Origin of the sequence: Paenochrobactrum glaciei (genome assembly GCF_039522165.1) — a bacterium.
Lineage (GTDB): Bacteria > Pseudomonadota > Alphaproteobacteria > Rhizobiales > Rhizobiaceae > Paenochrobactrum > Paenochrobactrum glaciei.
In genome coordinates, this window is record NZ_BAAADE010000002.1 from 287,588 (window position 1) to 300,104 (window position 12,517).

Here is a 12,517-nt window from a genome sequence, read left to right on the forward strand (position 1 = left end):
CGGCTTATGATTTGTGCGCGATGCGTTTGTTCTGATGAATCCGATTTTTAAGAAAATAATTTCTAATACTGAAAATATTAGAAAATTATACCGGCTTTACGAAGCTGTCGAGAACACGTTTTTGACCTGCCTTGTCAAACTCGACTGTCAGCTTGTTGCCGTCTACGACGGCGACGGTACCATTGCCGAATTTAAGATGGAAAACCCGCGAGCCGACTTTGAAATCTGATGTGCTGACATTGACCGATTTGCTGACGATCTCGCCATCAATGGTACGACCCTTCACGGAGCCGCGACCGGCACCAAAGGAAGACTCCGTTTCGCCATAACCGATGCGCTCGACATTGGCGCCCGAGCGCGAGCCCCAATTGTTGCGCGTGGCATCATTGCGGTTTTGCTGGGCGCGCTGCCAGCCCGGTGTGGAATAGGAATTTTGGAACGGATCGGCTTTTTCAAAGCGGGACTGGCCGTAGCCGCCGCTGGAGCCATAACCGCCGTAATTACCATCCATCTCGGCAATTTCCACATGGGCTTCCGGCAATTCATCCAAAAAGCGGGACGGAATGGTGGATTGCCACATGCCATGAATACGGCGATTGGAAACAAACCAGATATGCAGGTTTTTCTTGGCGCGGGTGACCCCGACATAAGCCAGACGCCGTTCTTCCTCCAGCCCCGAACGCCCGCCTTCGTCGAGTGAGCGCTGGTGCGGAAACAGACCTTCTTCCCAGCCTGGCAAAAACACGGTTTCAAACTCCAGCCCTTTGGCCGAGTGCAGCGTCATAATATTGACGGCATCCATGTTTTCGTTTTTGTCGGCATCCATCACAAGGGCGACGTGCTCGAGAAACCCGCGCAAAGATTCATAATCTTCCATCGAGCGGATGAATTCTTTCAAGTTTTCAAGTCTGCCCGGTGCTTCTGCGGTTTTATCATTCTGCCACATCGCGGTGTAGCCGGATTCATCGAGAATCATTTCGGCCAGTTCCGTGTGCGGGGTGATGTCGATCAGCGATTGCCAGCGATAGAAGTTCTCAACCACTTCACGCAACGCTGAGCGTGGTTTTGGCTTCAATTCTTCCGTTTGCACCAAATCATGGGCGGCTTCCAGCATCGGAATGCCGCGCTCCCGCGCATAATCGTGAATTTGGCGCATGGATGCATCGCCAAGGCCGCGTTTCGGCGTATTCAGAATGCGTTCAAAGGCTAAATCATCAGCGCCTTGCGCCACAACGCGCAAATAGGCCATCGCATCACGGACTTCGAGGCGCTCATAGAAGCGCGGGCCGCCAATGACGCGGTAATTGAGGCCGAGCGTGACAAAGCGATCTTCAAATTCGCGCATCTGAAAGGACGCACGCACCAGAATAGCCATGTTATTCAGCTTATGGCCGTGGCGTTGGGCTTGTTCGATAGTTTCGCCGACAGCGCGGGCTTCTTCTTCCGAATCCCATGCGGCATGCACTTGCACACGGGCATCATCCGGATCAGGCGCATCAGTGAAAAGCGTTTTGCCAAGCCGTCCTTCATTATGCGAAATCAAATAACCGGCAGCGCCCAGAATATGGGCGGTGGAGCGATAATTACGTTCCAGCTTGATAACGGCAGCGCCTGGAAAATCTTTCTCAAAGCGCAGGATATTGTCAACTTCTGCACCGCGCCAGCCGTAAATGGACTGGTCATCATCACCCACGCAGCACAGATTGACGCCTTGCTGGGCAGAAAAACCATCCGGATTGTCGGTGCGGGTTTTGTTTTGCGGGCGCTGTGCCAATAGGCGCAGCCACATATATTGCGCTGTGTTGGTATCTTGATACTCGTCAACCAGAATATAGCGGAATTTCTGATGATATTCTCGCAAAATATCCGGATGGGTACGGAAAATGCGGATCGGGTGCAGCAGCAGATCGCCAAAATCACAGGCATTGAGCGTGCGCAACCGGTTCTGATAGGCTTCGTAAAGCTCGCGTCCTTTACCATTTGCAAAAGCACGGGCATCACCTTCGGAAATTTCCGATGGGCTTAAGCCTTTGTTTTTCCAAGCATCAATCATATTGGCGAAGCTGCGGGCAGGCCAGCGCTTATCGTCCAGACCTTCGGCTTGGATTAATTGTTTGATGAGGCGAATGACATCATCGGTATCAAGAATGGTGAAGTCAGAGCGCAAATGTGCAAGTTCTGCATGGCGGCGCAACAGTTTGACACCGATAGAGTGGAAGGTGCCGAGCCATGGCATGCCTTCAACCGAGTCACCGAGCAAGACGCCAATACGCTCACGCATTTCGCGGGCTGCTTTATTGGTAAATGTAACAGCCAAAATCTGGCTCGGATAAGCAAGGCCCTGATTGATAATATGCGCAATACGGGTGGTGAGAACGCGTGTTTTACCTGTTCCGGCACCTGCCAGCACCAGCACAGGTCCTTCGGTCGTTTCAACCGCCAGACGCTGTTCCGGATTTAATCCTGTCAGATATGTCGGTTCGCCGCGTTGTTGATTGCGCGCAGCCATAGCGCGCGCTGCAATACCACTTGGTTCTGCACCCGCTGGCCGCTCTTGCGGTTTGCGTGGGGCATCCGGTTCACCAAAAAAGGGCATATCGTCAGGAAAGTCAGACATTGCTTGAGAGTGTACTCATATAAATAAAAGATCAAGGATGGCATCAGGTACTATGTGCGCTTTTCCTGAGTGCCACGGGTATAGCTTGTTCTCCGACTGTTCTGCAAGGGTGAATTTGTTTTCGTCTCAAAAGCGGACACAATCCGTTCATATGTTCGGTGGCATTACACTCTTTATTGTTTAATTATAATATCCACTTTATAGATGCAGATAATAGTATCGTTTCTCTCGCCTTTTTTCAGGTTTTTAATGATTATTACGCTGACGACTATTCCGCCTCGCTTTGACAAGATTACCCCGACACTTAAATCTCTGTTAAACCAGAAGCATCGTGCGGATCAGATCAATCTTTATATCCCTCAGAGTTATAAAAGATTTCCGGAGTGGACTGGTACTCTGCCGCAAGTGCCGGAAGGGGTGACGATTTGCCGGACAGATTTTGATTACGGCCCGGCGACAAAAGTGCTGCCTGCTGTAAAAGACAACTGGGGCAAAGAACGTGATATTTTATTCTGTGACGATGATGTCCATTATGATGCTGAGTGGTCAGGGCGCTTTATAGATTTACGCAAATCTCATGAGCGCACATGCCTTGCGGAAGGTGGTGATGATATTAAAGATATTGATATCACCACACGTCCGGCAGACAGATTACCGCGGGTTAGCACGGCTGGTCGTGGTTTGTTATTTAAAGTTGGCTCAATGTTGAAATATCGTCAGCGCCGAGCTTCTTATTATACCCAAAGCGGTTATAGTGATACATTGTTGGGTGTGAGTGGCGTGATGGTGCGCCCGACCTATTTCAATGAAAAAGTCTTTGATATTCCAGGGCTCTTGTGGACAGTGGATGATTATTGGATCGCCGGTAATCTGGCGGTGAACAATGTGCTGATTTGGGTTAATGCAAATGCACCGCGTCGTCATGATGGCGCCAGCCGTCGTATATCCGCATTGTTGACGATGGTTCATGAAGGGCATGACCGCAACGATTCCAATCAGGCAGCCGTTGATTATTTCCGTGAACATTATGGGGTATGGAAATAGAAATTGGCTGAAATAATGTGATTATTGGACAGGGCGGTGGTTTACTGCCTTGTCGCAGAAGGCGTGTTGCCGTTATGTTGCATGAAGTTGAGAAGCCGTGAATCAAGAATAATGGAGCCAGATTTTGGGACGCATTTTCGTCATCGTCGGTGGGTTCCTTGTTTTGCTGCTTACTGCGGCGCTGGTTGTTCCTCCTTTCATTAACTGGACAGGGTATCGCGCAGATTTTGAGCGCGAGGCCAGCCGGATTATGGGGCGCGAAGTGCATGTGCGTGGCACGGCAAGTGCGCGGCTTCTACCTTTTCCATCGGTAACATTTTCTGATGTTTATGTGGGCGGCACCAATGATACGACTACATTAAGTGTCGATAAGTTTTCAATTGATGCAGAGCTTATGCCGTTTTTGCGCGGTGAAGTGCTGATTTTTGACATGCAGGTTGAAAAGCCGGTGTTGAAGGTCGTCGTGGATGAAAAAGGCCGCGTTGACTGGACAAGACATGAAGACGCATTGCTTAATAATGCGCAGGTCAAAGTTGAAAAACTCACCGTCAGTGATGGCCGCATTTTGATTGCTGATGGTCGCACCGGTCGTGAACATCAATTACAAAATATTGAAGCGGTATTATCGGCACGCAACATTACCGGCCCTTGGCAAATGAATGGCTCGCTTGAAAGTGAGGGCGAGAAGTTCGCGCTTGATTTATCCACCGGCGAGTTAAAACCGGATGGTAGTTTGCGGCTACGTAACCGGATTACGCCTGAAAAAATGGCGGTTACATTCGAGACAGACGGTGATGTTACACTGCAAGACGGCTTGTTGAACTATACTGGTAGTTTTAATTTCCGCACGCCGGAAACCAATGCCAAAAAAGCGCCGCCGAAAAAAGACGGCAAAGGTGATCGTATCCCGAATGAAAAATCCGGTTTACTGACAGATTTACGTATTCACGGGCTTTTCACGGCGACCGACCAGCAGTTTTTGGCTGATGAATTTCGCATGGAGCAGGGGCCTGCTGATGACCCTTATGTGGTGAATGGCAAGGCACAATTTATCTTTGGCGAAAATCCGCGCTTTGAAATTAATGCCGATGGTCAGCAGTTCTTTTTTGGTGGCAGCAGCACTGAACAAAGTGGCGAAGCGGTTCCGCTAAAAGAACCTTTGACGGCTTTTCGTGAGCTGATGGGTAATATTCCGGTGCCTACTATTCCGGGTAATGTGGATTTAAGATTGCCAGCCATTATTGCAGGCGGTACGACAATCCGCACTATTACTATCAGCGCTGTGCCTGAAGGGCAGGGCTGGAAGATTAAAGAATTTTCCGCTGATTTACCGGGGCGCACGCGTGTTGAAGCACAAGGCCATTTAGCTTTGGGCGATCAGTTTGGCTTTGAAGGCAATTTGCTGATTGCGTCGCGTCAGCCTTCGGGCTTGGCGGGTTGGTTGACGCAAGAGGTTGATGAAACCGTTCGTCAATTATCGGGGCTTGGTATTTCCGGTCAGGTGGTTCTCAATGACCGTGTGCAGCAGATTGATAATCTAGAAATCGGCCTTGATGATACAATATTGAAAGGCTCATTCCACCGGCAGATTTTGACAGGCGGTGTACCGTCAATTGATGTGGAATTGGAAAGCGAGAAAATAAGTAATGCGGCGCTGCAACTGATGGTGTCGCCCTTATCAAGTGTTGAAGGCATCACAGCGTTTGGTAATCAGGCATTGAATGTTTCGCTGAAAGCCGATGCGCTTGTGCTGGGTACAACGGAAACAGGCGCACTTGATACACGTTTCCGGTTCAGTAACGCAGCTATGGATTTTGACCGCTTCATGTTGCAGGATTTGAATGGCGCGACCATCATGGCGGCGGGTAATTTTGAACCGCATCAGGATGAATTGACCGGCAAGGTTGATGCCACTTTGCTGAGTGATGATTTATCCGGTTTTATCAATTGGCTGCATGATGTGGCGCCTGAACAACCAGTGGTGCAGGCACTTTATAAGCGCAGCCAAGCCTATCCGGATTTGCTGGCTGAGAGCGAGATTAACTTTATCGGCAGCACTGTGGTGCCTAATCTTAAGAAAAAGCCAGAGGCAAAAGATCAAGATCAGGCGAAGCCTGCTGCAGGTGCTTTGCACAGCGAAACTTCGTTTAGTGTGAATGGTAAAGCCGGACGCATGGTGCTTGATTTTTCCGGTACGGCAGCGGGTGAGTGGAACAGTGATGAGGGCTTGCAAATTCAGTTGAATGGCAGTGCCAAGTCAGAAGAAGGCGAGCAGATTTTAGCGCTGCTTGGTGTGCCGGTTTTGCCGTTGGGGCTTGCCGGAGAGCTGGAAGCCGATGTGACATTGCAAGGCGCGCTTAATATGGGTGTGCGCACACAAGTGCAGTTAAAAGCACCTGATGCCCATGCCGATTTTGATGGTGTGGTAACTGTATTGGCTGATGATGTCACGGCGAGCGGTAAAGCAGAGATTAAGGCCGATAATCTGGAGCCGTTTTTGGCGTCCGGTGGTTACAGCTTGCCGGGTTTTGGGCTTGGACTTGCCGTCGCGCTCACTAGTGACGTGCAATTTGCCAAAGGCATTGTCCGGTTGCCAAATTTGCAGGGCACAATTTCGGATAATAAAATCAGCGCTAAACTGGAAGCTTTGCAGCCGGAAAATGCCAGCCCGTTGCTGCGCGGTGAGGCAGAAGCCGATGAAGTGGATTTGCAATTTTTAAGCGAAATCATGCTTGGGACTGGTGCTTTTACCAGTCAGAAGAAGGGTTGGCCGCAGCAGAAATTTGTCAAACTGCCATTGCTGCCATTTTCATTTGATCTGAAAATGAAAGCGGCTGTTGCTGATGCCGGTCAATATGGTGTCGTGCGTGATTTTTCAGCTAAAGTGACCAAGGCCGATGATCAGCTTGAACTGAGCGATTTGCAAGGCGACTGGAAGGGCGGTCAGCTTTCAGGCTTGGTGCAACTGCGCAATAGCGAGGGTAATGCGCTTTTCTCCGCTGATATGGCTTGGAAAGATGTTGATCTTAGCTCTGCCTATCAGATCACTGCTGCTGAGGGGGACGTTGCACCTATTGGCGGTAAAGCATCACTGACGGTAAAATTACAGGGCAATGGGGCACATGTTGCGGAAGCGATGAAGTCGCTTTCCGGTTCGGCGCAGCTGGTGGTCGATGGTTTAACGGTGGAGCATTTGAATGCCGGTCAACTGGCGCAAATGCTGGCTGATGCCGATAGTGATGAAGCAGCCAAGTCGCAAAATGCGACCAAGCGCTTTGAGACCATTGCCACGCAGGCAACCAAGGACGGTGTGTTTGAAGTCAGCAATGCGCAGTTTGATTTCACCCTTGCGGGTGGCGTTGCGCGCATGGGGCTGACACGTTTGGAAAATAGCAAAGCTCTGCTTGAAAGCGACATGGCGCTTGATTTGAGCGATATGCGGCTTAACGGCAGCAGTCGCTTTACCTATAAGAATTTAGGCGAGGATACAGGTTCCGGTGGCTTTGCTGGTGTTAATTTTGCCCTTTCCGGCACTTATGCTGAGCCACATGTTAGTGTTGACCATCAGCCGCTGGTGCAGTTTTTGACACAGCGCGCTTTGGAGCGTGAGCAAGAGCGTGTTGAAGCAATGCAATCGGCTTTGCGTGAAAAACAAAACCTGCGCCGTGAGACAGAGCGTTTGAAAGCGCTTAAAGAAGCGCGTGAAAAAGCCCTGATTGAAACTGAAGCCCGCAACAAAGCGGAAGCGCAAAAACGCGAACAGCAACGGTTAGAGGAAGAACAACGCAAAGCTGCCAATAAGGCTGATGAAGCAAGCCGTATGGGGCAGTCGGTGGAAGATTTTTTGAAAGATCTGGATGCGCCGCGCTAAATCGCCGGCTATTCGGCTTGTGCCGTTTGTTCTCTTAAAACGCTTTGCAGCGCATAAAGGCGCAGTGCCGAGGAGAGATTACAGCCTTCCGGCCTGAGGCCGTCAATTTCGGCAATCAATGCTGCCAATGCCATTTTGCGCTGTTCTGCCAAATGGCAGATAATATCATAAAACGCATCTTCCAGCGTAAAGCTGGTGGAATGGCCGCGAATGGTGACAGAGTGTTTTTTGAGCTGATGGGCGCCAAGCTTGCTCAAGACGTCTGATCGTCCTGATCGTTTTTTTCAAGCTTGTTCTGATCGAGAAAGCGATTGGCTTTTTCAGTTTGCGCTTTGTCAAATTGCTTTTGTGCAAGCGTGCGCCCGAAAGTCACGCGATTTTGCTGGGCAATATCTTCGCGTTCCTTACGGGCTTTTTGTTTTTTAAACTGTTTGAGATTGACGATGTCGCTCATATCCAGCGGATCCAGTTTAAAGCGCTTTGCTTATTTCTTTCGGAAAGCATCAAGGGAAACAACATCGGCACTTGGTTTGTTTTCGGTGCTTTCTGCTGCTTCTTCGGTCTTCTCGGCATCAGCCTTTTTTGCTTTTGCGGAAGGTTTGCGGGATGGTTTCGGTGTTTCTGTTTTGGCTGGTTGCGGCTCCAGCACTTCCAGTTCGGCAATGACAGCTTCACTGTCATTATCACCTTCAGGCTCGGCGATGGAAACATCAAACTCAAGCTCGAAATTGACCGAAGGATCGTAGAAACCACGGATCGCTGAATATGGAATAACCAGCTTTTCCGGAATATCGCCAAAAGACAGACCAACTTCAAAGAGCTGATCGGTCACGACCATTTCCCAATATTGATGTTGGATGACGATGGTCATTTGTTCTGGGTACTTTTCCCGTAATCTTGATGAAATGCGCACACCCGGTGCACCTGTCAAAAAGGTGATGAAAAAGTGATGATTGCCCGGCAGGCCAGCTTTGGCCACCTCCGCAAGAACCTTACGGATGACGCCTCTTAAGGCTTCCTGAGCAAGAATGTCGTAACGCAGCATATCCTGAACCATAAGTTCCTTATCCCACGGATTCGGCCTTGGATGTCAAGGTGGATTTCATAAGTGGCGCGAATTTCGCTTTATATTTTTAATCTGATTGAAATGAAAAATATATTTCTATTTTCAAAATATTCGACTTTTGCTTCAGACCCGTGGTTATCTGGCTTTTAGGCTGGGTTTAGAAGGTGCTGGCGGAACCGATGGTTTTTAAAATTTGAGTTTAAGACTTTAGTTTTATAAGACTGTGTCACTTGACGTTTCGACCAACAATTCTTATTTCACGAATCCGTGAGATTGGGGCGATATTGCAGCCCTTTCTTGTCTTCATTCTGTTGAAAGTTTGTCCTATGCCCCCCGCTGGACTCTTGCGAAATGCGCTTATTCTCGGCCTGATTTCTGCCATCGGCCCTTTTGCTATTGATATGTATTTGCCGGCTTTGCCGAATATTGGGGCTGATTTGCATGCTGAAAGCGGCGCGGTGCAGATGAGCTTGCTTAGCTTCTTTATTGCTGCTGCGATTTCACAACTTTTCTACGGCCCTTTGTCTGATATGTACGGCCGTAAAGTGCCGCTTTATAGTGGTTTGATCTTGTTTGGCATTGGTTGCGTGGGGGCTGCCCTTTCAACGAGCATTGATATGCTGGTGTCGTTCCGGTTTTTGCAGGGCATTGGTGCGGCTGCGGGCATGGTTATTCCGCGCGCGATTGTACGCGATCTTTATACCGGTGTTGATGCGGCACGCCTGATGTCGCTTTTGATGCTGGTTTTCTCTGTTTCGCCAATTCTGGCGCCTTTATCCGGGTCGTTGATTATTGATTACTACAGCTGGCGTATGGTGTTCTGGATTGTGCTGTTGGCGGCAATTGCCGGCATTGTTTTGCTGGCTTTGTGGCAAAAAGAAACACGACCGGTGGCGGCACGGGTAGAAAGCAGTCTGAGTTCAGCGCTTGCCGGTTATGGCAAGTTGATGAAAGACTGGAACTTTATTGGTCTGGTAATGATCGGCGCAATGTGTATGGCCGGTTTCATGGTCTATTTGGCCAATTCGTCTTTTGTGTTTATCCAGCAATATGGTTTCACATCGCGTGAATATGCGCTGGCTTTCTCCGTCAATGCTATTTCGTTTATTGGTATGTCACAGCTCAATGGCGTCTTGGCAAGCCGCTTCGGTTTGAAGCGCGTTGTGCTGTTCTCGGTCAGCTGTGCAGCACTTATTCTGACTGCTATGCTGGTTGCAGTTATCTCAGGCGCACATTCTTACTGGATTATTGCCAGTTTTCTATTTGTAGGCTTTGGCTTTTTGGGGTTGGTCATTCCAACCACAGCCGTGCTGGCACTTGAAGATCACGGCAAAATCGCCGGAACGGCTTCAGCTTTGATGGGAACATTGCAGTTTTTGGTGGCGGCAATTGCCATTGGTATTTCGTCACTTATCACCGACGGAACCATTTTGCCGATGGTTATTGGTATTACGCTGAGCATCGTAGCGGCGTTTGTGCTGACGCTGATTGTATTGCGCAGTAAGCCGACCATGCGTGATATGCAATCATCTTTAGTAGGCTGATTTTAAAAGGGGAAAGTGGAGGCTTCTGTTGCCAGGTGCCTCCGGACCCCGCCTTAAGGTGCTAACCCTAAGGACTTAGGTTGGGTTTCCCGCACCGCGATTAAGCAGCGAGAGCGTAACCCTGAGCTTTGTTGTCATTTGCAACTACTCGTTTGACCCGATAACGGTGGTATCATGCCGAGTAAAAGAGCGATCTTTACACCCTTGTCGATCCTATTTCGCCCCCGCCACAGCATAGCCTTTGAGTGAGCTATGCTCTGGTGGAGGCGCCGGGTACCGCCCCCGGGTCCAAATGGTTTATTACACCGTCCGTTTATTACCATAGCTGGCCGAAGCCAGCAGAACGTATATAGTCAGGCTTTTGAGTGAATGGAAGGGCTGAGTTTCATATCAACGTCATTTTTTAAATGATTATGTTGGAAAAGCCTTGTGCAGTATCGGATTATGCGAAAGCCAAGGCTTTTTTCATTGACAGAAATAACAGGCTGGTCAATCTTCAGGCAATCACGGGCTTTACGCTTAAGATGCTGCAATTGGTGCTGACATTTGAGCGATGGATGAAGGAGAGTGGGTTATGAGTGACCATCTTGCAGATGTACGCCGTTATGATGCGGCAGCAGATGAAGCAATCGTAGAAAAAATCATCAAACATCTTGGTATTGCATTGCGTAGCAGCCGCGATGCGGCTCTGGTTGCCGTTAGCGACCCAGAAGAATTGAAGCGCGTACGCGAAAGCTGGGTTGGCCGTAAGCTTGGCGTAACCGATGATGCAGTTGCTGATGCAGCTATTGCTCACGTCGCAGAAGTGATGAAAGGCGACCGCAACAAAGATCGCGTTACCTTCTATTACCTGACTGCAAAACAGCTGGGTCTGCTCGGTTCCCTTTGATCGGGTGCATTTATAGCTTTCATTCATGATGGCTTATATATGATATTTAAAAAGCCTTAGCCATGAGAATCGGCTAAGGCTTTATTGTTTTAATGATTGACTGTGAATTGATGCGCGTTTGTCGTGCAGGAGAGCCTATCCATGCAAACCTATCTTAATCTGTTAAGCCATGTGCTTGAGAATGGTGTTGATCGGGGTGATCGTACCGGCACCGGCACACGCTCGGTTTTTGGTTATCAGATGCGCTTTAATTTAAGTGATGGTTTTCCTGTTCTCACTACCAAGAAACTTCATCTGCGTTCGATCATTCATGAACTGCTCTGGTTTCTCAAAGGCGATACCAATATCGCCTATTTGAAAGAAAACGGCGTTTCGATCTGGGATGAATGGGCTGATGAGAACGGTGATCTGGGGCCTGTTTATGGTGCACAGTGGCGCTCATGGCCAGCCCCTGATGGTGGCTCCATCGATCAGATCGCCAATCTTTTGCATATGATTAAAACCAATCCGCAGTCACGTCGCTTAATCGTTTCGGCGTGGAACCCTGCCTTGGTGGATGAAATGGCGCTGCCGCCATGCCATTGTCTGTTCCAGTTTTACGTGGCTGACGGCAAATTGTCATGCCAGCTTTATCAGCGTTCAGCCGATATTTTCTTAGGTGTTCCGTTCAACATTGCTTCTTATGCATTGCTCACCATGATGATTGCGCAGGTTTGTGATCTGGAAGTGGGTGATTTTGTTCATACACTTGGTGATGCGCATCTTTATGCCAACCATTTTGAACAGGCGAAATTGCAATTGACCCGCACGCCGAAAACACTGCCCGTGATGACAATGAATAAACAGGTGAAAGATTTGTTTGCTTTCACCTTTGATGATTTTAAGCTGGTAGGCTATGAAGCCGATCCGAGCATCAAGGCGCCGATTGCAGTATGAGTAAAGCCATTAAAATATCAATGGTCGTGGCTGCGGCGCAAAATGGTGTCATCGGCAGAGAAAATGATATGCCGTGGCGTTTGTCTACTGATCTGAAGCGTTTCAAGGCTCTGACATTAGGCAAGCCGGTAATTATGGGGCGCAAGACATGGGAATCAATCGGGCGTCCTTTGCCTGGTCGTTTGAATGTCGTGATTACCCGTAATGCAGATTTTGAATTGCAAGGTGCAAGCGTCGTTCACTCGTTGGATGAAGCGATTGCATTGGCCAAAACCCATGCGGAAAATGAACAAATTGATGAAATTTGCATCATTGGTGGCGGCAATATTTATGCTCAGGCATTACCAATGACGGATATTGTGCATCTGACGCATGTGCTGGCTAAGATTGAAGGCGACACAGGTTTTCCAGTACTTGATCCGGCCGAATGGCAGGTCGTTGCAAGCGAAGATGTGCCCGCTGGTGAAAAAGATAATTACCCGACACGTTATTGCGTTTATCAGCGCAAAAATGCTGTCTGAAGGGTGCGCACAGGCAATTGCGTTGATTT

The 12,517-nt window shown here is 49.1% G+C and carries 10 protein-coding genes and 1 other RNA gene; 6 read left to right on the top strand and 5 right to left on the bottom strand.

The features are described from left to right. Positions 1 to 85: 85 nt before the first annotated feature. On the bottom strand, positions 86 to 2,617 hold the full coding sequence (locus ABDZ76_RS07690; RefSeq protein WP_343803948.1) for an ATP-dependent helicase: 2,532 nt from the start codon (positions 2,615 to 2,617) through the stop codon (positions 86 to 88). 249 nt (positions 2,618 to 2,866) lie between these two features. Between ABDZ76_RS07690 and ABDZ76_RS07695 the strand changes: the two genes are divergently transcribed. Both ABDZ76_RS07695 and ABDZ76_RS07700 read left to right on the top strand, forming a co-directional pair. Continuing rightward, a complete protein-coding gene (locus ABDZ76_RS07695) occupies positions 2,867 to 3,661 on the top strand; it encodes a glycosyltransferase family 2 protein (RefSeq protein WP_343803951.1) in 795 nt (264 codons plus the stop codon). Positions 3,662 to 3,785: 124 nt separating this feature from the next. Continuing rightward, positions 3,786 to 7,532, top strand: a complete 3,747-nt coding sequence (locus ABDZ76_RS07700) for an AsmA family protein (RefSeq protein ID WP_343803954.1) — start codon at positions 3,786 to 3,788, stop codon at positions 7,530 to 7,532. Positions 7,533 to 7,540: 8 nt separating this feature from the next. Here the strand turns inward: ABDZ76_RS07700 and ABDZ76_RS07705 are convergent, their stop codons facing one another. Genes ABDZ76_RS07705 through ABDZ76_RS07715 form a run of 3 tightly spaced genes read right to left on the bottom strand, consistent with a single transcriptional unit; the run spans position 7,541 to position 8,589 of the window. Next, positions 7,541 to 7,789, bottom strand: a complete 249-nt coding sequence (locus ABDZ76_RS07705; protein WP_343803957.1) for a ribbon-helix-helix domain-containing protein — start codon at positions 7,787 to 7,789, stop codon at positions 7,541 to 7,543. Continuing rightward, on the bottom strand, positions 7,786 to 7,986 hold the full coding sequence (locus tag ABDZ76_RS07710; RefSeq protein WP_184218989.1) for a DUF4169 family protein: 201 nt from the start codon (positions 7,984 to 7,986) through the stop codon (positions 7,786 to 7,788). The genes ABDZ76_RS07705 and ABDZ76_RS07710 overlap by 4 nt, the downstream gene beginning before the upstream one ends. Positions 7,987 to 8,016: 30 nt before the next feature. After that, a complete protein-coding gene (locus tag ABDZ76_RS07715; protein ID WP_343803962.1) occupies positions 8,017 to 8,589 on the bottom strand; it encodes an SspB family protein in 573 nt (190 codons plus the stop codon). Between the two features lie 335 nt (positions 8,590 to 8,924). Here ABDZ76_RS07715 and ABDZ76_RS07720 point away from each other — a divergent pair, with 335 nt between their 5' ends. After that, positions 8,925 to 10,142: a multidrug effflux MFS transporter gene (locus ABDZ76_RS07720; protein ID WP_343803965.1), complete on the top strand. Its 1,218-nt coding sequence runs from the start codon at positions 8,925 to 8,927 to the stop codon at positions 10,140 to 10,142. Positions 10,143 to 10,156: 14 nt separating this feature from the next. Here ABDZ76_RS07720 and ssrA read toward each other — a convergent pair. Continuing rightward, positions 10,157 to 10,521, bottom strand: a transfer-messenger RNA (tmRNA) gene (ssrA, locus tag ABDZ76_RS07725). Between the two features lie 195 nt (positions 10,522 to 10,716). Between ssrA and ABDZ76_RS07730 the strand changes: the two genes are divergently transcribed. The 3 genes from ABDZ76_RS07730 (at position 10,717) to ABDZ76_RS07740 (ending at position 12,488) form a co-directional block, all read left to right on the top strand. After that, positions 10,717 to 11,031 (top strand): DUF2853 family protein, encoded by a 315-nt coding sequence (locus ABDZ76_RS07730; RefSeq protein WP_343803968.1) that lies wholly within the window; start codon positions 10,717 to 10,719, stop codon positions 11,029 to 11,031. Positions 11,032 to 11,172: 141 nt separating this feature from the next. Beyond that, complete coding sequence (locus tag ABDZ76_RS07735; protein WP_343803971.1) at positions 11,173 to 11,967, top strand: thymidylate synthase; 795 nt, start codon at positions 11,173 to 11,175, stop codon at positions 11,965 to 11,967. Next, a complete protein-coding gene (locus tag ABDZ76_RS07740) occupies positions 11,964 to 12,488 on the top strand; it encodes a dihydrofolate reductase (RefSeq protein WP_343803974.1) in 525 nt (174 codons plus the stop codon). Before ABDZ76_RS07735 ends, ABDZ76_RS07740 begins: the two co-directional genes overlap by 4 nt. The last annotated feature ends 29 nt before the right edge of the window (positions 12,489 to 12,517 follow it).

Excerpts from the sequence above, each read along its gene's own strand:
- ABDZ76_RS07695 (WP_343803951.1), top strand. The coding sequence starts at position 2,867 with ATGATTATTACGCTGACGACTATTCCGCCTCGCTTTGACAAGATTACC.
- ABDZ76_RS07730 (WP_343803968.1), top strand. The coding sequence starts at position 10,717 with ATGAGTGACCATCTTGCAGATGTACGCCGTTATGATGCGGCAGCAGAT.
- ABDZ76_RS07690 (WP_343803948.1), bottom strand. The coding sequence starts at position 2,617 with ATGTCTGACTTTCCTGACGATATGCCCTTTTTTGGTGAACCGGATGCC.
- ABDZ76_RS07735 (WP_343803971.1), top strand. The coding sequence starts at position 11,173 with ATGCAAACCTATCTTAATCTGTTAAGCCATGTGCTTGAGAATGGTGTT.
- ABDZ76_RS07710 (WP_184218989.1), bottom strand. The coding sequence starts at position 7,986 with ATGAGCGACATCGTCAATCTCAAACAGTTTAAAAAACAAAAAGCCCGT.
- ABDZ76_RS07720 (WP_343803965.1), top strand. The coding sequence starts at position 8,925 with ATGCCCCCCGCTGGACTCTTGCGAAATGCGCTTATTCTCGGCCTGATT.
- ABDZ76_RS07715 (WP_343803962.1), bottom strand. The coding sequence starts at position 8,589 with ATGGTTCAGGATATGCTGCGTTACGACATTCTTGCTCAGGAAGCCTTA.
- ABDZ76_RS07740 (WP_343803974.1), top strand. The coding sequence starts at position 11,964 with ATGAGTAAAGCCATTAAAATATCAATGGTCGTGGCTGCGGCGCAAAAT.